At 72.2% G+C, this 23,759-nt stretch carries 20 protein-coding genes; 19 read left to right on the top strand and 1 reads right to left on the bottom strand.

The features are described from left to right. Window positions 1-162: 162 nt before the first annotated feature. From ACQUSR_RS05325 to ACQUSR_RS05240, 18 genes are all read left to right on the top strand, one after another. Complete coding sequence (locus tag ACQUSR_RS05325) at window positions 163-1,968, top strand: DUF5941 domain-containing protein (RefSeq protein WP_431047399.1); 1,806 nt, start codon at window positions 163-165, stop codon at window positions 1,966-1,968. Next, complete coding sequence (locus ACQUSR_RS05320; protein ID WP_431041359.1) at window positions 1,965-2,708, top strand: sugar phosphate nucleotidyltransferase; 744 nt, start codon at window positions 1,965-1,967, stop codon at window positions 2,706-2,708. Before ACQUSR_RS05325 ends, ACQUSR_RS05320 begins: the two co-directional genes overlap by 4 nt. Next, on the top strand, window positions 2,696-3,757 hold the full coding sequence (locus tag ACQUSR_RS05315; protein WP_431041358.1) for an iron-containing alcohol dehydrogenase family protein: 1,062 nt from the start codon (window positions 2,696-2,698) through the stop codon (window positions 3,755-3,757). Before ACQUSR_RS05320 ends, ACQUSR_RS05315 begins: the two co-directional genes overlap by 13 nt. Continuing rightward, a complete protein-coding gene (locus ACQUSR_RS05310; RefSeq protein WP_431041357.1) occupies window positions 3,735-4,514 on the top strand; it encodes a CDP-alcohol phosphatidyltransferase family protein in 780 nt (259 codons plus the stop codon). Before ACQUSR_RS05315 ends, ACQUSR_RS05310 begins: the two co-directional genes overlap by 23 nt. Before the next feature lie 11 nt (window positions 4,515-4,525). Next, window positions 4,526-5,407, top strand: a complete 882-nt coding sequence (locus tag ACQUSR_RS05305) for a glycosyltransferase family 2 protein (RefSeq protein ID WP_431047397.1) — start codon at window positions 4,526-4,528, stop codon at window positions 5,405-5,407. Window positions 5,408-5,485: 78 nt separating this feature from the next. After that, window positions 5,486-6,421, top strand: coding sequence for an ABC transporter permease (locus ACQUSR_RS05300; RefSeq protein ID WP_431041356.1), 936 nt, complete (start codon window positions 5,486-5,488; stop codon window positions 6,419-6,421). After that, window positions 6,414-7,220: an ABC transporter ATP-binding protein gene (locus ACQUSR_RS05295; RefSeq protein WP_431041355.1), complete on the top strand. Its 807-nt coding sequence runs from the start codon at window positions 6,414-6,416 to the stop codon at window positions 7,218-7,220. The genes ACQUSR_RS05300 and ACQUSR_RS05295 overlap by 8 nt, the downstream gene beginning before the upstream one ends. Window positions 7,221-7,581: 361 nt before the next feature. Beyond that, on the top strand, window positions 7,582-8,457 hold the full coding sequence (hpnC, locus tag ACQUSR_RS05290) for a squalene synthase HpnC (RefSeq protein ID WP_431041354.1): 876 nt from the start codon (window positions 7,582-7,584) through the stop codon (window positions 8,455-8,457). A 14-nt stretch (window positions 8,458-8,471) separates the two neighbouring features. Then, complete coding sequence (gene hpnD, locus ACQUSR_RS05285; RefSeq protein WP_431047395.1) at window positions 8,472-9,395, top strand: presqualene diphosphate synthase HpnD; 924 nt, start codon at window positions 8,472-8,474, stop codon at window positions 9,393-9,395. A gap of 76 nt (window positions 9,396-9,471) precedes the next feature. Continuing rightward, the gene (gene hpnE / locus ACQUSR_RS05280; protein WP_431041353.1) at window positions 9,472-10,965 is read left to right on the top strand and encodes a hydroxysqualene dehydroxylase HpnE; all 1,494 of its coding nucleotides are present in this window, start codon (window positions 9,472-9,474) and stop codon (window positions 10,963-10,965) included. Then, on the top strand, window positions 10,962-12,059 hold the full coding sequence (locus ACQUSR_RS05275) for a polyprenyl synthetase family protein (protein ID WP_431041352.1): 1,098 nt from the start codon (window positions 10,962-10,964) through the stop codon (window positions 12,057-12,059). Before hpnE ends, ACQUSR_RS05275 begins: the two co-directional genes overlap by 4 nt. Window positions 12,060-12,254: 195 nt before the next feature. Further along, on the top strand, window positions 12,255-14,204 hold the full coding sequence (gene shc / locus ACQUSR_RS05270; RefSeq protein WP_431041351.1) for a squalene--hopene cyclase: 1,950 nt from the start codon (window positions 12,255-12,257) through the stop codon (window positions 14,202-14,204). Next, window positions 14,204-14,899: a 1-hydroxy-2-methyl-2-butenyl 4-diphosphate reductase gene (locus ACQUSR_RS05265; RefSeq protein WP_431041350.1), complete on the top strand. Its 696-nt coding sequence runs from the start codon at window positions 14,204-14,206 to the stop codon at window positions 14,897-14,899. The genes shc and ACQUSR_RS05265 overlap by 1 nt, the downstream gene beginning before the upstream one ends. A gap of 5 nt (window positions 14,900-14,904) precedes the next feature. Then, window positions 14,905-15,930, top strand: a complete 1,026-nt coding sequence (gene hpnH / locus ACQUSR_RS05260) for an adenosyl-hopene transferase HpnH (protein WP_431041349.1) — start codon at window positions 14,905-14,907, stop codon at window positions 15,928-15,930. Between the two features lie 4 nt (window positions 15,931-15,934). Then, complete coding sequence (ispG, locus tag ACQUSR_RS05255; protein WP_431041348.1) at window positions 15,935-17,101, top strand: flavodoxin-dependent (E)-4-hydroxy-3-methylbut-2-enyl-diphosphate synthase; 1,167 nt, start codon at window positions 15,935-15,937, stop codon at window positions 17,099-17,101. 21 nt (window positions 17,102-17,122) lie between these two features. Beyond that, on the top strand, window positions 17,123-19,060 hold the full coding sequence (gene dxs / locus ACQUSR_RS05250) for a 1-deoxy-D-xylulose-5-phosphate synthase (protein WP_431041347.1): 1,938 nt from the start codon (window positions 17,123-17,125) through the stop codon (window positions 19,058-19,060). Next, a complete protein-coding gene (locus tag ACQUSR_RS05245; protein ID WP_431041346.1) occupies window positions 19,057-20,472 on the top strand; it encodes an aspartate aminotransferase family protein in 1,416 nt (471 codons plus the stop codon). Before dxs ends, ACQUSR_RS05245 begins: the two co-directional genes overlap by 4 nt. A gap of 20 nt (window positions 20,473-20,492) precedes the next feature. Further along, entirely contained in the window at window positions 20,493-21,692 is a 1,200-nt protein-coding gene (locus tag ACQUSR_RS05240; protein WP_431041345.1) for a serpin family protein, read from the top strand. A 153-nt stretch (window positions 21,693-21,845) separates the two neighbouring features. On the opposite strand, the gene ACQUSR_RS05235 is transcribed toward ACQUSR_RS05240, so the two are convergent. Then, window positions 21,846-22,655, bottom strand: coding sequence for a tyrosine-protein phosphatase (locus tag ACQUSR_RS05235; protein WP_431041344.1), 810 nt, complete (start codon window positions 22,653-22,655; stop codon window positions 21,846-21,848). Between the two features lie 215 nt (window positions 22,656-22,870). On the opposite strand from ACQUSR_RS05235, the gene ACQUSR_RS05230 reads away from it, so the two are divergent. Further along, window positions 22,871-23,728 (top strand): SGNH/GDSL hydrolase family protein, encoded by an 858-nt coding sequence (locus tag ACQUSR_RS05230; protein ID WP_431041343.1) that lies wholly within the window; start codon window positions 22,871-22,873, stop codon window positions 23,726-23,728. Window positions 23,729-23,759: the final 31 nt, after the last annotated feature.

Genomic DNA, 23,759 nt, shown 5'->3' with positions numbered 1-23,759 from the left:
CCGATCGGGCGGTGAATGTGCGGTGAACGGATGCTTCCGTCCATCCGATAGCCTCTGCCGACATGCCGCCGCCCGCGCAGGGCCGTGGCACATGCCGCCCGCTGCCCGGATCGCTGTCGGCCGGGTCTGGCCGCCATGCCAGTTGCCAAGGAGTGAGTTCGTCTGTCGACCGCCATCCTCACCGGTCCGCCGGTCGTCGGCTCGTCCCTCGTGGACGACCTTCGGTCTCTGGGGTTCGACGTGCGTATGGCGGCTGACGCCGCCGAGGTAGCGACCGAGCTGGCCGCCGTCCCGGCGGGCGAGCGGGTCGCGGTCGTCGACGCCCGTTTTCTCGGCCACGTGCACGCGCTTCGGCTCGCCCTGACCGATCCCCGCTTCCCCGCGGCCGCGATCCCGGGCGCGGTCAGCGTCCAGCCCGAGGCTCGTTCTGCGCTCACGCGGGTTGTGGGCATTCGTTCCGCCGGGCGGAACGGGTGGGCACAACCGGTGCCGGACCTGCTTGCCCAGGACATGGTGGCCGCAGGCGTCAGCCTGCACACGCCCGAGCTCGGCGTGCTCGTCGCCTCCGTGCCCACGGACCCGCAGGACAGGGCAAGCGCGCGCGCCGCCGTCGACCGCGTCGACGACGAAGACGTACGGCTGCGCAGCGCCGTGAAGTCCCGCGACGGGTTCTTCACCACCTTCTGCATCAGCCCGTACTCCCGCTACATCGCCCGCTGGTGCGCTCGCCGCGGCCTCACCCCCAACCACGTCACCACCGCCTCCCTCCTCACCGCGCTCATCGCCGCGGGCTGCGCCGCCACCGGCACCCGCCCCGGCTTCATCGCGGCCGGCGTCCTGCTGATCGCCTCCTTCGTGCTGGACTGCACCGACGGGCAGCTCGCCCGCTACTCGTTGCAGTACTCCACCCTCGGCGCCTGGCTCGACGCCACCTTCGACCGCGCCAAGGAGTACGCGTACTACGCGGGCCTCGCGCTCGGCGCGGCCAACGCCGACGGCGACGACGTATGGGCGCTGGCGCTCGGCGCGATGGTGCTCCAGACCTGCCGGCACGTCGTCGACTTCTCCTTCAACGAGGCCAACCACGACGCCACCGGCAACACCAGCCCCACCGCCGCCCTCTCCGACCGGCTCGACAGCGTCGGCTGGACGGTGTGGGCGCGCCGCATGATCGTGCTGCCCATCGGCGAGCGCTGGGCGATGATCGCCGTGCTCACCGCCTGCACCACGCCCCGCATCACGCTGTACGCGCTGCTCATCGGCTGTGCGCTGGCCGCCTGCTACACCACCGCGGGCCGCGTGCTGCGCTCCCTGACGCGGAAGGCGCACCGGACCGACCGGGCCGCGGCCGCGCTCGCGGACCTCGCCGACTCCGGGCCGCTCGCCCAGGGCTTCGCCGCCGCCCTCCGGGGCCCGGCCCGCGCGCTGCCCGCCTTCGCCGCCCCGGCCGTGGCCCTGCTCGGCAGCGTGGCGATGGTCACCGTGGCGGCCGTCACACCCTTCGGCGGCCCGTGGCCGCTGCTGGCCGCCCTCGGCTACGCGCTGGCCTCCGGCCTCGCGGTGGCACGGCCCCTCAAGGGCCCCCTCGACTGGCTCGTACCGCCGTTCTTCCGGGCCGCGGAGTACTGCACTGTTCTGGTCCTGGCCGCCAAATCGGACGTGAACGGCGCCTTGCCCGCGGCTTTCGGACTGGTGGCGGCCGTCGCCTACCATCACTACGACACGGTGTACCGCATTCGCGGTGGCACCGGCGCGCCCCCGCACTGGCTGGTGCGGGTGATCGGCGGGCATGAGGGGCGGACACTGGCCGTCGCGGCCGCCGCCGCTCTCTGGCAGAACCAAGGCTTCACTTTTGCGCTGACGGCCCTCGCGGGCGCGCTGGCGCTGGCGGTGCTCAGCGAGAGCATCCGCTTCTGGGTGTCCTCCGGAGCACCCGCCGTACACGACGAAACAGGAGAACCCGCATGATCGGCCTCGTGCTGGCCGCCGGCGCCGGACGGCGTCTGCGTCCCTACACCGACACTCTGCCCAAGGCCCTGGTGCCCGTGGACGGCGAGACGACCGTCCTCGACCTGACCCTCGGCAACTTCGCGGAGATCGGCCTGACCGAGGTCGCGATCGTCGTCGGCTACCGCAAGGAGGCCGTGTACGCGCGCAAGGAGGCCCTGGAGCAGAAGTACGGCCTCAAGCTCACCCTCGTCGACAACGACAAGGCCGAGGAGTGGAACAACGCCTACTCCCTGTGGTGTGCCCGTGACGTCATCGCCGCCGCCGACGGCGTGATCCTCGCCAACGGCGACACCGTGCACCCGGTCTCCGTCGAGAAGACCCTGCTCGCCGCCCGCGGCAACGGCCAGAAGATCATCCTCGCCCTCGACACGGTGAAGAACCTCGCCGACGAGGAGATGAAGGTCATCGTGGACCCCGAGAAGGGCGTCCAGCGCATCACCAAGCTGATGGACCCGGCCGAGGCCACCGGCGAGTACATCGGTGTCACGCTCATCGAGCAGGCGGCGGCCGCCGAGCTCGCCGAGGCGCTGAAGGCCACCTTCGAGCGCGACCCCGACCTGTACTACGAGGACGGCTACCAGCAGCTCGTCAACGACGGCTTCAAGGTGGACATCGCGCCGATCGGCGACGTCTCGTGGGTCGAGATCGACAACCACGACGACCTCGCCAAGGGCCGGGAGATCGCATGCCGGTACTGACCCGGCTCATCCCGTCGCCCGTCGTCGTCGACATCTCCCCGGGCGCGCTGGACGACCTCGCGGGTCTCCTGGCCGACCAGCGGATCTCCGCCTCCGGCAAGCTCGCCATCGCCATCAGCGGCGGCTCGGGCGCCAAGCTGCGTGAGCGGCTGGCGCCCGCGCTGCCCGGCGCTTCCTGGTACGAGGTCGGCGGCGGCACGCTGGACGACGCGATCAAGCTCGCCGACGCCATGAAGAAGGGCCACTACGACGCGGTGGTCGGCATGGGCGGCGGCAAGATCATCGACTGTGCGAAGTTCGCCGCGGCACGGATCGGCCTCCCGCTGGTCGCCGTCGCCACGAACCTCTCGCACGACGGTCTCTGCTCGCCGGTCGCCACGCTCGACAACGACGCCGGCCGGGGCTCGTACGGTGTGCCCAACCCGATCGCGGTCGTGATCGACCTGGACATCATCCGCGAGGCCCCGATCCGCTTCGTGCGGTCCGGCATCGGCGACGTGATCTCGAACATCTCCGCGGTGGCCGACTGGGAGCTCTCCCACGAGGTGACCGGCGAGGCGATCGACGGACTGGCCGCCGCCATGGCACGCCAGTGCGGCGAGGCGGTGCTGCGCCACCCCGGTGGCGTGGGCGAGGACAGCTTCCTCCAGGTGCTGGCCGAGGGCCTGGTCCTCACCGGCATCTCGATGTCCGTCGCGGGCGACTCCCGCCCCGCCTCCGGCGCCTGCCACGAGATCAACCACGCCTTCGACCTCCTCTACCCCAAGCGGGCGGCCAGCCACGGCGAGCAGTGCGGCCTGGGCGCGGCCTTCGCCACGCACCTGCGCGGGGACAAGGAGACCTGCGGCCAGATGGTCGAGGTGCTGCGGCGGCACGGGCTGCCCGTCCTGCCGACCGACATCGGCTTCAACGAGGACGAGTTCGTCAAGGTTGTGGAGTTCGCGCCGCAGACCCGGCCCGGCCGCTACACCATCCTCGAACACCTGAACCTCTCCACCGACGCGATCAGGGACGCATACGCCGACTATGCAAAAACCATCAGTAGCTGAACTCCGGCCGGTCGTTCACCCCCCGGGGGTGAAGGACCGGCGGAGCGGTGAGCACTGGGCCGGCCGGCTCTACATGCGCGAGCTCTCGCTGCGCATCACCCGGCACCTGGTGAACACCCGGGTCACGCCCAACCAGCTGACCTACCTGATGACCCTCGCCGGTGTCCTGGCCCTTCCGGCCCTGCTGCTGCCGGGGATCGCCGGGGCGCTGCTCGGCGTACTGATGGTTCAGCTCTACCTCCTGCTCGACTGCGTCGACGGCGAGGTCGCCCGCTGGAAGAAGCAGTACTCGCTCGCCGGCGTCTACCTGGACCGGGTCGGCGCGTACCTGTGCGACCTCGCGGTGCTGGTCGGCTTCGGCCTGCGCGCCGCCGACCTGTGGGGCGACGGCTCGCCCGAGTGGCTGTGGGCCTTCCTCGGCACCCTGGCCGCGCTCGGCGCCGTCGTGATCAAGGCCGAGACCGACCTGGTCGGCGTCGCCCGGCACCAGGGCGGGCTGCCGCCGGTGCAGGAGGCGGCGGCCGAGCCGCGCTCGTCCGGGGTGGCACTGGCCCGCAAGGCCGCCGCGGCGCTGAAGTTCCACCGGCTCATCCTCGGCATCGAGGCCTCGCTGCTGATCGTGGTCCTGGCGGTCCTGGACACGGTCAGGGACGACCTCTTCTTCTCGCGCCTGGGCGTGGCCGTGCTGGCCGGCATCGCCGTCCTGCAAACCCTGCTTCACCTCGTGTCCATCCTCGCGTCGAGCAGGCTCAAGTGAACGCGGCCACGATGAAGGTCGGCGCGGTGGTGCTCACCATGGGCAACCGCCCCGCCGAGCTGCGCGCGCTGCTGGAGTCGGTCGCCAAACAGGACGGCGACCCGATCGAGGTCGTGCTCGTCGGCAACGGCTCGCCGCTGCCCGAGTACGACGTCCCCGGACTGACCGTGCGGACCGTCGAGCTGCCCGAGAACGTGGGCATCCCGGCGGGCCGCAACGCCGGGATCGAGGCGTTCGGACCGGGAGGGAGCGATGTCGACGTCCTGCTCTTCCTCGACGACGACGGGCTGCTGCCGAACCCGGACACCGCCGAGCTGTGCCGCCAGGCCTTCGCGGCGGACCCGAAGCTGGGCATCATCAGCTTCCGCATCGTCGACCCCGAGACCGGTACCACCCAGCGCCGCCACGTGCCCCGGCTCCGGGCCTCGGACCCGATGCGCTCCTCGCGCGTCACCACCTTCCTCGGCGGTGCCAACGCGGCCCGTACCAGCGTCTTCGCGCAGGTCGGCGGGTTGCCGGACGACTTCTTCTACGCGCACGAGGAGACCGACCTCGCCTGGCGGGCGCTGGACGCGGGCTGGATGATCGATTACCGGTCAGACATGGTCCTGAACCACCCGGCGGTCGCGCCCAGCCGGCACGCGGTCTACCACCGCATGGTCGCCCGGAACCGGGTCTGGCTGGCCCGGCGCAATCTGCCCGCCCTGCTCGTACCGGTCTATCTCGGCGTGTGGCTGCTGCTGACGCTCCTGCGTAAGCCGTCCAAGGCCGGGCTGCGGGCCTGGTTCGGCGGATTCCGCGAAGGCTGGAAGACTCCGTGCGGGCCCCGCCGCCCCATGAAGTGGCGTACGGTATGGCGCCTGACCCGACTGGGCCGACCTCCTGTCATCTGACAAGCTCGGATCTGAGAGCATCGGGCGCGATCCGGGGCACGGCCCCGGCAGCGCACCCTGAGGACGAAAGTGTCAACTGTGAGCGAGACTACGCACGACAGTGCGGTCGCCATGAGTGCCCCGCCATCCCCCGACGACGGCCTGACCCCCGCCGAGCTGGCGCGCAAGTACGGGCTGGAGGTCAGCGGCGCCCGAGTGGGCCTCAAGGAGTACGTCGGCCAGATGTGGGGCCGGCGGCACTTCATCCTGGCCTTCTCGCAGGCCAAGCTCACCGCGCAGTACAGCCAGGCCAAGCTCGGCCAGCTGTGGCAGGTGGCCACACCGCTGCTGAACGCGGCGGTGTACTTCTTCATCTTCGGCCTGCTGCTGGGCGGCCGGGGTGGCATGGAAAACGACATGTACATCCCGTTCCTGGTGACGGGTGTGTTCGTCTTCACGTTCACCCAGAGCTCCACCCTCGCCGGGGTGCGCGCGATCTCCGGCAATCTCGGGCTGGTGCGGGCCCTGCACTTCCCGCGGGCCTCGCTCCCCATCTCCTTCTCCCTCCAGCAGCTCCAGCAGCTGCTGTTCTCGATGATCGTCCTGGTCGTCCTGCTGCTGGGCTTCGGGCACTTCCCGGACTTCGCCTGGCTGCTGGTCATCCCGATCCTCGCGCTGCAGTTCGTCTTCAACACCGGCCTGGCGATGGTCATGGCCCGGCTGGGCAGCAAGACCCCGGACCTCGCCCAGCTCATGCCGTTCGTGCTGCGGACGTGGATGTACGCGTCCGGCGTGATGTTCCCGCTGCAGCACATGCTCGACAAGGCGGGCGCCCACAGCTGGGTCTCCGACCTCCTGCTGGCCAACCCGGCCGCCGTCTACATGGACCTGATGCGCTTCGCCCTGATCGACGGCTACACGTCGGACCACCTGCCCCCGCACGTGTGGGCGCTGGCGCTCGGCTGGGCCCTGCTCGCCGGCATCGGCGGCTTCGTGTACTTCTGGAAGGCAGAGGAGCAGTACGGCCGTGGCTGATCAGAACGTCGCACAGAACCGGGACAGGGCCGCCCAGGGCGGACGGATCCCCACCGTCATCGCCGACGATGTGCACATCGTCTACAAGGTCAACGGCGGCGCCCGCGGCCGCGGCAGCGCCACCGCCGCGCTGAACCGCATCGTCCGCCGCAAGAACGCGCCGGGCATGCGCGAGGTGCACGCCGTCCGCGGCGTCACCTTCGTCGCGTACCGGGGCGAGTCCATCGGCCTGATCGGCTCCAACGGCTCCGGCAAGTCGACGCTGCTCAAGGCGGTGGCCGGGCTGCTGCCGACCGAGCGGGGCAAGGTCTACACCGACGGCCAGCCGTCGCTGCTGGGCGTGAACGCGGCGCTGATGAACGACCTGACCGGCGAGCGGAACGTCATCCTCGGCGGGCTCGCCATGGGCATGTCGCGTGAGCAGGTCCGCGAGCGCTACGAGCAGATCGTGGACTTCTCGGGCATCAACGAGAAGGGCGACTTCATCACGCTGCCGATGCGGACGTACTCCTCCGGCATGGCGGCCCGGCTGCGGTTCTCGATCGCGGCCGCCAAGGACCACGACGTGCTGATGATCGACGAGGCGCTGGCCACCGGCGACCGGAAGTTCCAGAAGCGCTCCGAGGCCCGCATCCGGGAGCTTCGGAAGGAAGCGGGCACCGTCTTCCTCGTCAGCCACAACAACAAGTCGATCCGGGACACCTGCGACCGGGTGCTGTGGCTGGAGAAGGGCGAGCTGCTGATGGACGGCCCGACCGACGAGGTCATCAAGGCGTACGAGAAGGAGACGGGCAAGTAGTCCGGCCTCCTATGCGACCAGGCCCTATGTGATCAGGCCCCCGCCGGAATCCCGGCGGGGGCCTGATCACATAGGGCACCCCGCCCGTCCGTCCGTGCCGACTCGCACACAAATCCCCGCGCACGTTCGTGCGGTGCGGGGCGTAAGCTGGATCGGTGCCCATTTGGACCATGCCCGACGCATGTCCCCGTCACCGGTTCGGGGGCGTGGGGTCACCCGCCCTTGACAGGGCGGCGCGGCGTGTCCGCTTCGTGCCGATCCTGTTGGCCGGTGTAGAACGGGGGATGTGACGGCATTGGCCAGACGACGGCCCACCTCCAGGACTCCCACTGGGCCCGGTCGACAGGCGCACGCCCAGGCCGTGCTGGACAAGTCCGCGCACGAGAACTTCCCCGTCGCCCCGTTCTTCGTCCCGCGCGCGTGGCGTACCGATCTCATGGCCGTCTACGGCTACGCCCGCCTGGTGGACGACATCGGCGACGGCGACCTCGCCCCGGGCGGTGCCGACGCCGAGCTGCTCGGTCTTGACCGGGCCGCGGCCGACGATCGGCTCGAGATGCTCGACGCCTTCGAGACCGACCTGCGGCGGGTCTTCGACTCCGGGCCCGAGCCGCGGCATCCGCTGCTGCTCGCCCTGCGCCCCACGGTGCGCCGCCACGGCCTGACGCCCGGGCCCTTCCTGGGCCTGATCGAAGCCAACCGGCAGGACCAGCGGGTGCGGCGCTACGCCACGTATGACGACCTGGTCGCCTACTGCGAGCTGTCCGCCAACCCCGTCGGCCGGCTGGTCCTGGGCATCACCGGGACCACCAGCCCCGAGCGGGTCCGGCACTCCGACGCCATCTGCACGGCACTGCAGATCGTCGAACACCTCCAAGACGTGGCCGAGGACCTCGGCCGGGACCGGATCTATCTGCCCGCCGCCGACATGGAGCGCTTCGGCGTCGGTGAGGCCGACCTGGCCGCCCGGAGCGCGGGTGCGCCGCTGCGGGCGCTGATCGCGTACGAGGCGGAGCGCGCCGGGCGTCTGCTGACCGCCGGGGCTCCGCTGGTGGGCAGCGTGGACGGCAGGCTCCGGCTGCTGCTCGCCGGATTCGTGGCCGGCGGCCGGGCGGCGCTTGCCGCGATCGCCGCCGCGGGACACGACGTACTCCCCGGGCCGCCCAAGCCCACCAGGCGCGGTCTGCTGCGCGAGGTCGCCGCGACGCTGCGGCGCGAGGGGCGGGACGGACGGTGAACGGATCCCAGCGGATGTCCCCGCCGGTGCTCGCGGCGTACCGCTACTGCGAAGCCGTGACCGGACAGCAGGCCCGCAACTTCGCCTACGGCATCAGACTGCTGCCCGCCGAGAAGCGCTGTGCCATGTCCGCGCTGTACGCCTTCGCCCGCCGTATCGACGACATCGGCGACGGCGGGCTGGACGCCGATGCCAAGCGGGCACGGCTCGCGGACACCGGCGCCCTGCTGGCCCGGATCCGGGACGGCGGGATCGCGGAGGACCACACCGACCCGGTCGCCGTCGCCCTCGCGGACGCCGCGCGCCGCTTCCCGATCCCGCTCGGCGGATTCGACGAGCTGATCGACGGTGTGCTGATGGACGTGTCGGGGCGGACCTACGAGACCTGGGACGAACTCGTCGGCTACTGCCGGTGCGTGGCGGGTGCCATCGGGCGGCTCTCCCTGGGGGTGTTCGGTACGGTGCGGGGCGCACGCGACCCCGAGCGCGCCGCGGAGTACGCCGACACTCTCGGCCTGGCACTCCAACTGACGAATATCCTCAGGGACGTTCGGGAGGACTCCCGCAGTGGGCGCACCTACCTGCCCGCCGAGGACCTGGCCAAATTCAGCTGTCCGACGGCCTTCCACAGCCCCGTCCCGCCGCCCGGCGCCGACTTCACCGGTCTGGTGCTCTTCGAGGTCCGGCGGGCGAGAGCCCTGTTCAAGGAGGGGTTTCAGCTGCTGCCGATGCTCGATCGGCGCAGTGGGGCGTGTGTCGCGGCGATGGCCGGGATCTATCGCAGGCTCCTGGAGCGCATCGCCCGCGATCCCGCCGCCGTCCTGCGCGGCCGGGTCTCGCTCACCGGCCGCGAGAAGGCGTACGTCGCCCTGCGCGGGCTGTCGGGAGCGGACGCGTGGACGGTCGCCCGGCGCGGCGTGGGGGGACAGCCGCGATGATCCGGGCATACATGCACGTGCGATCAACCGACCGACGCGACTCCGCGTCCTTGACCACGCCTGAGGGGGTGAGCAGATGACGTCCCGCACCACGCGCACCGAGCGGCGGAGCGCCCACGCGGCCGGCCGCCCCGACGGGGCGGCCGCCGTGGTTGTCGGCGGCGGTCTCGCGGGCACGACCACCGCCCTGGCGCTGGCCGACGCGGGGCTTTCGGTGACCCTCCTGGAGAGCCGACCCCGGCTGGGCGGACTGGCCTTCTCCTTCCGCCGCCCGTCCCCGGCCGGTGAGCTGACCGTCGACAACGGCCAGCACGTCTACCTGCGCTGCTGTACCGCCTACCAGTGGTTCCTCCGCCGGATCGACGGCGCCCGGCTCGCCCCGCTGCAGGGGAAGCTGGACGTGCCGGTGCTCGACCCCGGCCACCGTGAGGGCCTGCGGCTGGGCCGTATCCGGCGCACCCGGCTGCCCGTGCCGCTGCACCTGGCCGCCAGCCTCGCCACGTATCCCCATCTGTCCCCAGCCGAACGGGTCAGGGCGGGCCGCGCCGCCCTCGCCCTCAAGGGCCTCGACCCGATGGACCCGGCGCTGGACGGCGTGGACTTCGCCACCTGGCTGCGAGCGCAACGGCAGTCGCCGCGGGCGGTCGAGGCGCTCTGGGACCTCGTCGGGGTGGCCACGCTCAACGCCACCGCCGACGAGGCCTCGCTGGGCCTGGCCGCGATGGTGTTCAAGACGGGGCTGCTGTCCGAGCCCGGCGCGGCCGACATCGGCTGGGCCCACGTCCCGCTGGGCGAGCTGCACGACACCCTGGCCCGCGCCGCCCTCGACAAGGCGGGGGTACGGGTCGAGCCGCGCACCCGGGCCACCTCCGTCACCCGCGACCCCGACGGCCGATGGTCCGTCACCACCGAGAGCGGGCCGCACGGCGGCGGCCGGCTGGACGCCGACGCCGTGGTGCTCGCCGTACCCCAGCGGGAGGCGCACGGGCTGCTGCCCGAGGGAGCCCTGGACGACCCCGGCCGACTGCTGCGCATCGGCACCGCGCCGATCCTCAACCTGCACGTCGTCTACGACCGCCCGGTGCTGCGCAAACCGTTTTTCGCGGCGATCGGCAGCCCGGTGCAGTGGGTCTTCGACCGTACGGAGTCCTCCGGGCTCAGCCGCCACCCCGACGCCGCCGGCAGCCAGTACCTGGCCGTCTCCCAGTCCGCCGCCCACGACGACATCGACCGGCCCGTGGCCGAACTGAGGAGCCGCTACCTGCCCGAACTGCGGCGGCTGCTGCCGGCCGCGCGCGGTGCCGCCGTCCGCGACTTCTTCGTCACCCGCGAGCGCACCGCGACGTTCGCCCCCACTCCGGGCGTGGGCCGGCTGCGGCCGCACGCCGCCACCAACGCCCCCGGTCTCTGGCTGGCCGGAGCGTGGACCGCCACCGGATGGCCGGCGACCATGGAGAGCGCCGTCCGCAGCGGCCTGCGGGCCGCGGACGCCGCGCTCTCCCACCTTGGCCGCCCCTATGAGAACCCGCTCCCCGCCCTGCGCGAGGAGATCCCCAAGGAAGCGGCATGAGCAGCACGACACAGAACAGAGGAGAGCTTGTGACCCCGGTGACCCCAGCTGTCGACACCGCAGGTGTCAGCGCGCTGCTGGAGCGCGGCCGCATGCTTGCCACCCCGGTGCTGCGGGCCGCCGTGGCCCGGCTGGCGCCGCCGATGGACGCCGTGGCCGCCTACCACTTCGGCTGGATCGACGCCCAGGGCCGCCCCTCCTCCGGAGACAGCGGCAAGGCGGTGCGCCCCGCTCTGGCGCTGCTCTCCGCGGAGGGTGCCGGGGCCCCCGCCGAGGTCGGCGTCCCCGGCGCGGTCGCGGTCGAACTCGTCCACAACTTCTCCCTGCTGCACGACGACCTCATGGACGGCGACGAGCAGCGCCGGCACCGGGACACCGTGTGGAAGCTCTACGGCCCCGCGCAGGCGATCCTCGTCGGCGACGCGCTGGCCGCCCTCGCCAACGAGGTGCTGCTGGAGCTGGGCACCGTGGAGGCGGGCCGGGCCACCCGGCGGCTGACCACCGCCGTCCGCAAGCTCATCGACGGCCAGGCCCAGGACATCTCCTACGAGCACCGCGAGCGGGTCACCGTCGAGGAGTGCCTGGAGATGGAGGGCAACAAGACGGGCGCGCTGATCGCCGTCGCCTGCTCCATCGGCGCGGTGCTGGGCGGTGCCGACGACCGTACGGCCGACACCCTGGAACGCTACGGCTACCACCTCGGCCTCGCCTTCCAGGCGGTCGACGACCTGCTCGGCATCTGGGGCGACCCGGAGGCCACCGGCAAGCAGACCTGGAGCGACCTGCGGCAGCGCAAGAAGTCCCTGCCGGTCGTCGCCGCGCTGGCCGCCGGCGGACCGGCCTCCGAGCAGCTCGCGGAACTCCTCTCGGCCGACGCGCAGAAGCCCGACGCGGAGTTCATGGACTTCGACGAGGAGGAGTTCGCCACCCGCGCGGCCATGATCGAACGGGCGGGCGGACGCGAATGGACCTCGCAGGAGGCCCGCAGGCAGCACGCGACCGCGATCGCCGCCCTGTCGGAGGTGGAGTTGCCCGCCCGGGTGCGCGGGCAGCTCGCGGCGCTCGCCGACTTCGTCGTCGTACGAGAGAGATGACCGCCGACGCCCGCCCCGGGCACACCGGCCACCCCGTCGGGTCCGCCCACCCGGGCCCCGCCGCCCGCACCGACAACTCCATATAGCTCGCAGTCGCCGACCGGCACCCGGCCCGGCCTCCACCGCGGAGGCCCGGGCGCCGGCCGACAAGAACCCCAGCACGGCAGACAGAGATCTCACCTGCAAGGGGAAGCCATGACAGCGACCACCGTCGAACCCTCCGAGACCCCGTCGGAGCCCGCCGCGTTGCGAGCGGCTCGCGACGCCATGGCCCGCGCCGTGGACCACCTGCTGGCCCGCCAGGACCCCGCGGGGTGGTGGAAGGGCGACCTGGAGACCAACGTCACCATGGACGCCGAGGACCTGATGCTGCGCCAGTTCCTGGGCATCCAGGACCGCGAGACCTTCGACGCCGCGGCCCGCCACATCCGCTCGCAGCAGCGCCCGGACGGCACCTGGGCCACCTTCCACGGCGGGCCGCCCGAACTCTCGGCCACCATCGAGGCGTACGCCGCGCTCCGGCTCGCCGGCGACGAGCCCGACGCACCCCACATGGCCGCCTGCTCCGCCTGGGTGCGCGACCGCGGGGGAGTCGCCCGAAGCCGGGTCTTCACCCGGGTCTGGCTCGCGCTCTTCGGCTGGTGGAAGTGGGAGGACCTGCCCGAGCTGCCCCCGGAGCTCATCTACCTGCCCCCGTGGGTCCCGCTCAACATCTACGACTTCGGCTGCTGGGCCCGGCAGACCATCGTGCCCCTGACCATCGTCTCCGCCAAGCGGCCCGTACGCCCCGCGCCGTTCGCCCTGGACGAGCTGCACACCGACCCGCGCCGCCCCGATCCGCCGCGGGCCGACGCCCCGGTGACCACCTGGGAGGGCGCCTTCCAGCGGCTGGACAGGCTGATGCACGCCTACCGCAAGGTGGCCTTCCGGCCGCTGCGCCGGGCCGCGATCAGGACCGCGGGCCGCTGGATCATCGAGCGCCAGGAGAACGACGGCTGCTGGGGCGGCATCCAGCCCCCCGCCGTCTACTCCGTCATCGCCCTGCACCTCCTCGGCTACGACCTGCGGCACCCGGTGCTGCGCGCGGGCCTGGAGTCCCTGGACCGCTTCACCGTCCGCCGGCCCGACGGAAGCCGCATGGTCGAGGCGTGCCAGTCCCCGGTCTGGGACACCTGCCTGGCCACCATCGCCCTCGCCGACGCGGGGCTCGAACCGGACCATCCCGCGCTGGTCAGGGCCGCGGAGTGGATGCTCGGCGAGCAGATCACCCGGCCCGGCGACTGGGCGGTACGACGGCCGAACCTGCCCCCGGGCGGCTGGGCGTTCGAGTTCCACAACGACAACTACCCGGACATCGACGACACCGCCGAGGTCGTCCTCGCGCTGCGCCGCGTCGACCACCCCGACCCCGAGCGCGTCGAGGAGGCGATCCGGCGCGGCGTCCGCTGGAACCTCGGCATGCAGTCCAGGAACGGCGCGTGGGGCGCCTTCGACGTGGACAACACCAGCCCGTTCCCCAACCGGCTGCCGTTCTGCGACTTCGGCGAGGTCATCGACCCGCCGTCGGCCGACGTCACCGCGCATGTCGTGGAGATGCTCGCCTGGGAGGGCCGGGCCCGGGACCCGCGTACCCGGCGCGGCGTCGCCTGGCTGCTGGCCGAACAGGAGGCCGACGGATCCTGGTTCGGCCGCTGGGGCACCAACTACGTGTACGGCACCGGGTCCGTCGTCCCCGCCCTCGTCGCCGCGGGCCTGCCCGCCTCCCACCCCGCCGTCCGGCGGGCGGTCAGCTGGCTGGAGCGGGTACAGAACGACGACGGCGGCTGGGGCGAGGACCAGCGCTCCTACGACGACCCCGCGGGCTGGCGCGGCCGCGGCGCCTCCACCGCCTCCCAGACCGCGTGGGCGCTGCTCGCCCTGCTGTCGGCGGGGGAGCGGGAGAGCGAGCCAGTCGAACGGGCGGTGAGCTGGCTGGCGCGGACCCAGACCGAGGACGGGACCTGGGACGAGCCGCAGTTCACCGGCACCGGCTTCCCCTGGGACTTCTCCATCAACTACCACCTGTACCGGCACGTCTTCCCGGTCACCGCGCTCGGGCGGTTCGTCCACGGCGAGCCGGACATGACCCGGTCCCGGAGACCCTGATGCCCGCGGAACCGGTCCCGCCGGCCGGCGCCGCACCGCTGCTGATCGCCTGCGCGCTCGGCATCGAGCGGCTCGCGCTGCGCGGCGCCGACCGCCCGGGGCCGCCCGGCCCCGTCACCGTGCTGCGCACCGGCATGGGCCCGCAGGCCGCCGAGCGCGCCGTGACCCGGGCGCTGGCCGCGGCGGGCCCGGCCGTGCGGGAGACGGCGGTCATCGCCACCGGATTCTGCGCGGGCCTGGCTCCCGGGATGCACCCCGGCGACCTGGTCGTCGCCGAGGAGACCCGTGACGAGCACGGCCGCACCCCGTGCACCGGCGGCGACACCTTGATCGCCGCCCTGACCGCCCTGACCGCCCTGTCCTCGCGTTCCGCGCCGTCGCGCGGCGGCGCCCCGCGCGCCCTGCACACCGGGCCGCTGGCCGGCTCTGGGCAGGTGGTGCGCGGCGCGCGGCGCGCGCGGCTGCGGGCCACCGGAGCGATCGCGGTGGACATGGAGTCCGCCGCCACCCTGCGCACCGCGGCGGCGGCCGGGGTGCGTCCGGTTGCGGCCGTCCGGGTGGTCGTGGACGCTCCTGAACATGAACTCGTCCGCATCGGAACCCTGCGCGGTGGAATATCGGCTTTCCGCGTACTACGCACACTGCTTCCGGCGTTCTTTGAATGGCACCGTTCTTTGCCGCTCCCCAGGAGGTGAGCTAGATGGCCATGCCGCTCCGTCAGTCCATCCGGGTCGCGACGTATCTCTTTGAGCAGAAAGTGATCCGTCGGCGCGAGAAGTTCCCGCTCATCGTGGAACTCGAACCGCTCTATGCCTGCAATCTCAAATGTGAGGGGTGCGGCAAGATCCAGCATCCGGCCGGTGTGCTCAAGCAGCGCATGCCGGTGGCCCAGGCGGTCGGCGCGGTCCTGGAGTCCGGGGCGCCCATGGTCTCCATCGCCGGCGGCGAACCGCTGATGCACCCGCAGATCGACGAGATCGTGCGGCAGCTCGTGGCGCGCCGGCGGTACGTCTTCCTGTGCACCAACGCGATGCTGCTGCGCAAGAAGATGGACCTGTTCCGCCCCTCTCCCTATTTCGCGTTCGCGGTGCACATCGACGGGCTGCGGGAGCGTCATGACGAGTCGGTGGCGAAGGAGGGCGTGTTCGACGAGGCGGTGGCGGCGATCAAGGAGGCCAAGAGGCGCGGCTTCCGGACCACCACCAACTCGACGTTCTTCAACACCGACACGCCGCAGACCGTCGTCGAGGTCCTGAACTTCCTCAATGACGACCTTCAGGTCGACGAGATGATGATCTCGCCCGCCTATGCCTATGAGAAGGCGCCCGACCAGGACCATTTCCTCGGTGTCGAGCAGACCCGCGAACTGTTCCGGAAGTCCTTCGCGCACGGCAACCGAAAGCGCTGGCGGCTCAATCACAGCCCGCTCTTCCTGGATTTCCTGGAGGGCCGGACCGATTTCCCGTGCACGGCCTGGGGCATCCCGAACTACTCCCTCTTCGGCTGGCAGCGCCCCTGCTATCTGATGGCCGACGGATACGTTCCGACATACCGCCAGTTGGTCGAAGAGACCGACTGGGACAAGTACGGACGGGGCAAGGACCCGCGCTGCGACAACTGCATGGCGCACTGCGGCTACGAGCCGACCGCCGTGATCGCCACCATGGGCTCGCTGAAGGAGTCGCTGCGCGCGGCCCGCGAGACCCTGAGCGGGAACCGCGGGTGACGCCATGACGGCAACGGAACCCGTCGCTCTCGGCCTCCCCGGGATGCCGTCCCGGCCGCTCGCCGAGCGCCGCAGGTCACGGCGCATCCAGGTGGGGCCGATCCCGGTCGGTGGCGACGCTCCTGTCTCGGTGCAGTCGATGACGACGACGGTGACGGCGGACATCGGTGCGACGTTGCAGCAGATCGCGGAGTTGACGGCGTCGGGGTGCCAGATCGTGCGGGTGGCGTGTCCGTCGCAGGATGACGCGGACGCGCTGCCGGTGATCGCGAGGAAGTCGCAGATCCCGGTGATCGCGGACATCCACTTTCAGCCGAAGTACGTGTTCGCGGCGATTGACGCGGGGTGTGCGGCGGTGCGGGTGAATCCGGGGAACATCCGGCAGTTCGACGACAAGGTGAAGGAGATCGCGAAGGCGGCCTCGGATGCCGGGGTGCCGATTCGTATCGGGGTCAACGCGGGGTCGTTGGACAAGCGGTTGCTGGCGAAGTACGGGAAGGCGACGCCGGAGGCGCTGGTGGAGTCGGCGCTGTGGGAGTGCTCGCTGTTCGAGGAGCACGGGTTCCGTGACATCAAGATCTCGGTGAAGCACAACGACCCGGTGGTCATGGTCAACGCGTACCGGCAGCTCGCCGCGCAGTGTGACTACCCGCTGCACCTGGGTGTGACGGAGGCGGGTCCGGCGTTCCAGGGGACGATCAAGTCGGCGGTCGCGTTCGGGGCGCTGTTGAGCGAGGGGATCGGCGACACCATCCGCGTCTCGCTGTCCGCCCCGCCGGCGGAGGAGGTCAAGGTCGGCATCCAGATCCTGGAGTCGCTGAACCTGCGGCAGCGCCGACTGGAGATCGTCTCGTGTCCGTCGTGCGGTCGGGCGCAGGTGGATGTGTACAAGCTGGCGGATCAGGTCACGGCGGGTCTGGACGGTCTTGAGGTGCCGCTGCGGGTCGCGGTCATGGGCTGTGTGGTCAACGGTCCGGGTGAGGCGCGTGAGGCCGACCTCGGTGTGGCGTCGGGCAATGGCAAGGGGCAGATCTTCGTCAAGGGCGAGGTGATCAAGACCGTGCCGGAGTCGAAGATCGTGGAGACCCTGATCGAAGAGGCCATGAAGATCGCCGAACGGATGGAGGCCGAGGGAGCCCCCACCGGGACCCCCGACGTGAGCGTGAACTGAACCAGGCAGAGGGGGATCACCATGTCACTCTTGGAGAACATCCGCGGACCGCGCGACCTCAAGGCCCTGCCCGCCGGACGCCTCGCCGAACTCGCCGCCGAGATCCGCGAGTTCCTCGTCCACGCCGTGGCCAGAACCGGCGGCCACCTCGGGCCCAACCTCGGAGTCGTCGAGCTGTCGATCGCCCTGCACCGGGTCTTCGACTCGCCCGCCGACCGCGTCCTGTGGGACACCGGGCACCAGGCTTACGTCCACAAGCTGCTCACCGGCCGCCAGGACTTCTCCAAGCTCCGGAGCAAGGGCGGCCTGTCCGGCTACCCCTCCCGCGCCGAGTCCGAGCACGACGTCATCGAGAACAGCCACGCCTCCACCGTCCTGGGCTGGGCCGACGGCCTGGCCAAGGCCAACGAGGTCCTCGGCCGCACCGACCGCCGCATCGTCGCGGTCATCGGCGACGGCGCGCTGACCGGCGGCATGGCCTGGGAGGCGCTGAACAACATCGCCGCCGCCAAGGACCGCCCGCTGGTCATCGTCGTCAACGACAACGAACGGTCCTACGCCCCGACCATCGGCGGCCTGGCCGACCACCTCGCAACCCTGCGCACCACCGACGGCTACGAACGCGTCCTCGCCTGGGGCAAGGACGCGCTGCGGCGCACCCCCGTCGTGGGTCAGCCGCTGTACGGGTCGCTGCACGGCGCCAAGAAGGGCCTCAAGGACACCCTCGCGCCGCAAGGCCTGTTCGAGGACCTGGGGCTGAAGTACCTCGGCCCCGTCGACGGCCACGACACCGCCGCCCTGGAATCCGCCCTGCGCCACGCCCGGCGCTTCCACGGCCCCGTCCTGGTGCACTGCATCACCGAGAAGGGCCGCGGCTACCGGCCCGCCCTGGAGGACGAGGCCGACCGCTTCCACACCGTCGGGGTCGTGGACCCGCTCACCGGCGCGCCACTGGCCCCCGCGGCCGGCCGGTCGTGGACGTCCGTCTTCGGCGAGGAGATGGTGCTGATCGGCGACGAGCGGCCCGACGTGGTGGCGATCACGGCGGCGATGCTGCACCCGGTCGGCCTCACCGCGTTCGCCGAGAAGCACCCGGACCGGGTGTGGGACGTGGGCATCGCCGAACAGCACGCGGCCGTCTGCGCCGCCGGGCTCGCCACCGGCGGCCTGCACCCGGTCGTCGCCGTCTACGCCACCTTCCTCAACCGGGCCCTCGACCAGATCCTGATGGACGTGGCGCTGCACCGGTGCGGTGTCACGTTCGTCCTGGACCGGGCGGGCGTCACCGGAACCGACGGACCCAGCCACAACGGCATGTGGGACATGGCGGTCCTCCAGGTCGTCCCGGGCCTGCGGATCGCCGCCCCGCGCGACGCCGACCAACTGCGCGCCCAGCTCCGCGAAGCCGTCGAGGTGGCCGACGCGCCCACCGTCGTCCGCTATCCGAAGGAGTCGGTGGGGGAGCCGATCCCCGCCCTGGCGCGGGTCGGCCGAATGGACGTGCTGCGGCGGCCGGAGGAGCCGGGCGGCGGTGGGGGACCGGGCCTTGTCGACGAGGCGTCCGGCGGCGGCATCGTCGACGTACTGATCGTCGCTGTCGGCGTGATGGCGGGCGTCGCCCTGGACGCCGCCGCGCTGCTCGCCGAACGCGGCATCGGCTGCACGGTCGTCGATCCCCGCTGGGTCAAACCCGTCGACCCCGCCCTGCCGCCGCTCGCCGCCCGCCACCGGTGCGTCGCCGTCATCGAGGACAGCGTCCGCAGCGCGGGCGTGGGCGCCGCGGTCTGCCAGGCCCTGCGCGACGCCGAAGTCGACCTTCCGGTACGGACCTTCGGCATCCCCGAGCAGTTCCTCGCCCATGCCAAGCGCGGCGAGGTGCTCGCCGACATCGGACTGACCCCCGCCGAGATCGCGGGCAGGATCAGCGCCGCCCTCGCCGCGAAGGAGACCGGCGTATGACCTCCACCGAGCGGGCCTCCACCGAGCGGGGCCCGGGCTTCGACCTCGGGAAGCTGCTCGCCGAGCGCGGAGCCGAGCGGTACGACCTGCACACCCGTCACCTGAACCACCAACTGCCGCGCATGCTGCGCACCATCGGCTTCGACATGGTCTACGAGCGGGCCGAGGGCGCGTACTTCTGGGACGCCGACGGCCGGGACTACCTCGACATGCTCGCCGGATTCGGCGTCATGGGCGTGGGCCGCCACCACCCCGTCGTACGCCAGGCCCTGCACGACGTGCTGGACGCGGGACTCGCGGACCTGACCCGCTTCGACTGCCCGCCGCTGCCCGGCCTGCTGGCCGAGCGGCTGCTGGGCCACGCACCCCACCTGGACCGGGTGTTCTTCGGCAACAGCGGTACGGAAGCCGTGGAGACCGCCCTGAAGTTCGCCCGCCACGCCACCGGCAGGCCGCGCGTGCTGTACTGCGCGCACGCCTTCCACGGGCTGACGACCGGCGCCTTGTCGGTCAACGGTGAGGACGGGTTCCGCAGGGGCTTCGACCCGCTGCTGCCGGACACCGCCGTCGCGCTGGGCGATCTGGACGCGCTGGAGCGGGAACTGCGGCGAGGGGACGTCGCGGCGTTCATCGTCGAGCCGATCCAGGGCAAGGGCGTACACCCCGCCCCGCCCGGCTACCTGCGCGCCGCACAGGAGCTGCTGCACCGGCACAAGGCGCTGCTCATCGCCGACGAGGTGCAGACCGGACTGGGCAGGACCGGGGACTTCTTCGCCTACCAGCACGAGGAGGGGGTGGCCCCGGACCTGGTCTGCGTCGCCAAGGCCCTGTCCGGCGGATACGTCCCGGTGGGCGCCACGCTGGGCAGGGACTGGATCTTCAGACGCGTCTACTCCTCCATGGACCGGGTGCTCGTCCACTCGGCGAGCTTCGGCTCCAACGCCCAGGCCATGGCGGCGGGTCTGGCCGTGCTCGCGGTCATGGAGGACGAGCAGATCGTCGCGAACGCGCGGGCCACCGGCGATCTCCTGCGCACCCGCCTCGCCGCGCTGACCGACCGCTACGAGCTGCTGCACGACGTACGCGGGCGCGGGTTGATGATCGGCATCGAGTTCGGCAGACCCCGGTCGCTGAGCCTGCGCGGCCGCTGGACGATGCTCCAGGCGGCCCGCAAGGGGCTGTTCGCGCAGATGGTGGTGGTGCCGCTGCTGCGGCGGCACCGGATCCTCACCCAGGTATCGGGCGACCACATGGAGGTCATTAAGCTCATCCCACCGCTGATCATCGGCGAGCGGGAAGTGGACCGCTTCGTCGGGGCGTTCACGGCGGTGATGGACGACGCCCACACCGGCGGCGGCCTGATGTGGGACTTCGGCCGCACCTTGATGAAGCAGGCGGTGGCCGGGCGCTGAGTCGCGGAGGGGGACGGGGAATGCTGGACACGGGGACGGTGCGCGGCGTCAACGCGATGACCGGGGACTGGGCGCGGGCCGCGGTGGGCGAGGCGGCCGAGGGGACGGTCTTCTCCGCCGCCGGGGTCTGGCCGCTGCTCGCGCTGCTGGCGCAGGGCGCGGACGGCCCCGCCCGCCGTGAGCTGGAGGCCGCGCTGGGCATCGAAGGGGCGGACAGCCCCCTGGCCTCGGGGCGCGCGGTGATCGAGGCGCTGGCCGCGATGGACGGCGTGGCCGCGGCCACGGGCCTGTGGACCCGGCCGGACCTGGTCCCCGTACGGGCAGCGTGGGAGGCGGCGCTGCCGCCGGGGGTGCGCGGCGAGCTGACCGGCCACCCGGAGCGGGACCAGGCGGAACTGGACGCCTGGGCCTCCCGGTGCACCCGCGGCGAGGTCGCGCGCATGCCGGTGCCGGTGACCCCGGACACCGTGCTGGTGCTGGCCGGGGCGCTGCTGCTGGAGACCACCTGGGGCGTGCCGTTCGCCGAGGGCTGGCTGGAACCGGAGCGCGGCCCCTGGCAGGGCCGGCGGCTGCTGGGGCTCCACCAGACCGTCAAGGACCTGGACCGGGTGCGGGTCGCCCCGCACACCGCCGCCGGGCCGCTGACCCTCGCCGAGGTCCCCGGTCACAACGGCCTGGCGGTGCATCTGCTGCTGGGCGCCGAGGGCACGCCCGGCGGTGAGGTGCTGAACGCGGGCCTGGCCGCCCTCGGCGGGGACTGCGCCACCGTGCCCGGCTCGGCCCTGCCCTTCGGCGAGTCCGGGCCCGGCGTCAGCGTGTGCGAGGCCACCGCGTGGGAGCCTGACCCGACGCTGACGATCTGCACCCCGCGGTTCACCGTCCGGGCCGACCACGACCTGCTGAAGCGGCCGGAACTCTTCGGCCTGCGCACCGCCATGGACGCCTCGCGCGGCCACTTTCCGGGCATCAGCCCGACGCCGCTGGCGGTCTCCTCCGGGCAGCAGACCATGACGGCGGGATTCAGCGCCGAGGGGTTCAAAGCGGCCGCGGTGAGCGCCGTCGGGATGGGCGTCGGCGGTGTTCCATGGGCCCGGTCGAGGCAGATCGGGGTCCGCTTCGACCGGCCCTTCGGCTTCCTGGCCGTGCATCGGGCCTCCGGCCTGGTGCTGGCGGCGGGCTGGGTCACCGACCCCGACGACGCTCCGGACCGCCCCTGGTGAGCCGACCGGCGTGGCGGGCCGGGGCTGGGGCCGAGCCCCGGCCCCCGGCGGCGAATCCGGCCGGAAGCGGGTCGGCCCGTGAGCGGCGGGTGCCGGGGGCAGCCAGAAGCAGCAGTTGTGCCGGGGTCGGCCCGTGAGCAGTGGGTGCCGGGGTCAGTCCGTGAGCAGCCGGGCCCGCAGCCGCTCGCGCGTCCGCTCGTCCAGCCCGAGGCCCTGCGCGAGGTAGCTCTCCGTACCGCCCCAGGTCTCCTCGATCGCCCCGTACGCCGCCGCCAGGTACTCCAGGCGGGCGTCGAACAGCGGGCTGAGCAGCTCCAGCACCTCCGGCGACATCGCGTCGGCCGAGGTGCTCTTGCGCCAGACCTTGTACCGGCGGTGCGCGGCGGCGGACTCCAGGTAGTCGGCCTCGATGGCGTCCCGGTCGACCCCGAGCGCGAGCAGGGTGACCGCGACGGACAGCCCGGCGCGGTCCTTGCCCGCCGAACAGTGCAGCAGCGCGGGTGAGCTGCCGTCGGCCAGCGCGCTCAGCAACCGCCTGTGCTCGGCGGTACGGGTCCGGATGATCTCCCCGTACGAGGCGATCATGCGGCCCGCGGCCCGCCCGTCGGCGAGCAGCTCGCGCAGCGTGGGCAGGTCGCCCTCGCGCACCATGGTCCAAAAGCCCGCCCCGTCGGCCGGATCGCTGAGCGGGATGTTCACGTTCCGCACGCCGGTGAGCGTCACGTCCGGGCCCTCGAGCTTGATGTCCGCGGCGTTGCGGAAGTCGAAGATCGTGTGCAGGCCGAGGGTGTCGAGGAAGGCCGCGTCCTGCTCGGTCGCGTGCGCCAGATGACCGCTGCGGAAGAGCACGCCGTGCCGGACCCGCCGCCCGTCGGTGGCGGGCAGGCCGCCCACGTCGCGGAAGTTGCGTACGCCCGCGAGCTCGGGCTCGACCGACGGGACCTGCGGGCTCTGCTGCGTCACGGGCACTCCTCGTGGGTCTCTCGGCGGCGCTGCCGCCGGCGCGGTGCGGCTGATACTGCCCAGCGGCTGTCCTGACCATACGACATGCGTTTCGGCGGAAAGAGTCTCGTCTGTATTCCGCATTCGGCAAAACTGACCAGGTGGGATAGATCACCCTTCGTCAACCCCTGGTTACGGTGGCGTAAGTCACTTCCGAGCGTGAAAGATGTACTGACGTGGCAGACGATTCGAAGACATTCACCAATAACGCGATCGGGTCGTACGCAGCCGTCGGGGACAGCTTCACCGAAGGCGTCGGCGACCCAGGACCTGACGGGCAGTTCGTCGGCTGGGCCGACCGGCTGGCCGTCCTGCTGTCCGACCGGCGCTCCGCCGCCGGGCCCGGGACCGGCGCCCAGGGCGGACCCGGCTCCGACGGCCAACCCGACCCCGCCTCCACCGACTTCCGCTACGCCAACCTCGCGGTACGCGGCCGCCTTCTGGACCAGATCGTCGCGGAGCAGGTGCCGCGCGCGAAGCAGCTCGCCCCCGACCTGGTGAGCTTCTGCGCGGGCGGCAACGACATCCTGCGGCCCGGCGGCGACCCCGACGACATCGCCGAGCGCTATGAGGCGGCGGTCGCCGACCTCACCGCCTCGGTGGGCACGGTGCTGGTGTGCACCGGATTCGACACCCGCGACGTGCCCGTACTCCGCCATCTGCGCGGGAAGATCGCCACCTACACCGCCCATGTCCGGGCCATCGCCGACCGGTACGACTGCCCGGTGCTCGACCTGTGGTCGCTGCGCTCGGTGCAGGACCGGCGGGCCTGGAGCGACGACCGGCTGCACCTGTCGGCGGACGGCCACACCCGGGTCGCGCTGCGTGCCGCCCAGGTGCTCGGCCTCGGCGTACCGGCCGACCCGGACCAGCCGTGGCCGCCGGAGGGCGTCCGCACGGCCGCCGAGGTCCGCCGCGACAACATCCACTGGGCGCGCGAGCACTTGGTGCCGTGGATCGGGCGGCGGCTGCGCGGCGAGTCCTCCGGGGACCACGTGGAGCCCAAGCGCCCCGATCTCCTGCCGCTGCGCTGACCCGGCCCGCGGCCGTCGGCCGCCGCGCCGT

The organism is Streptomyces sp. P1-3 (genome assembly GCF_050613155.1).
Taxonomy (GTDB): Bacteria; Actinomycetota; Actinomycetes; order Streptomycetales; family Streptomycetaceae; genus Streptomyces.
This window is presented reverse-complemented; position numbering and strand designations above follow the sequence as displayed.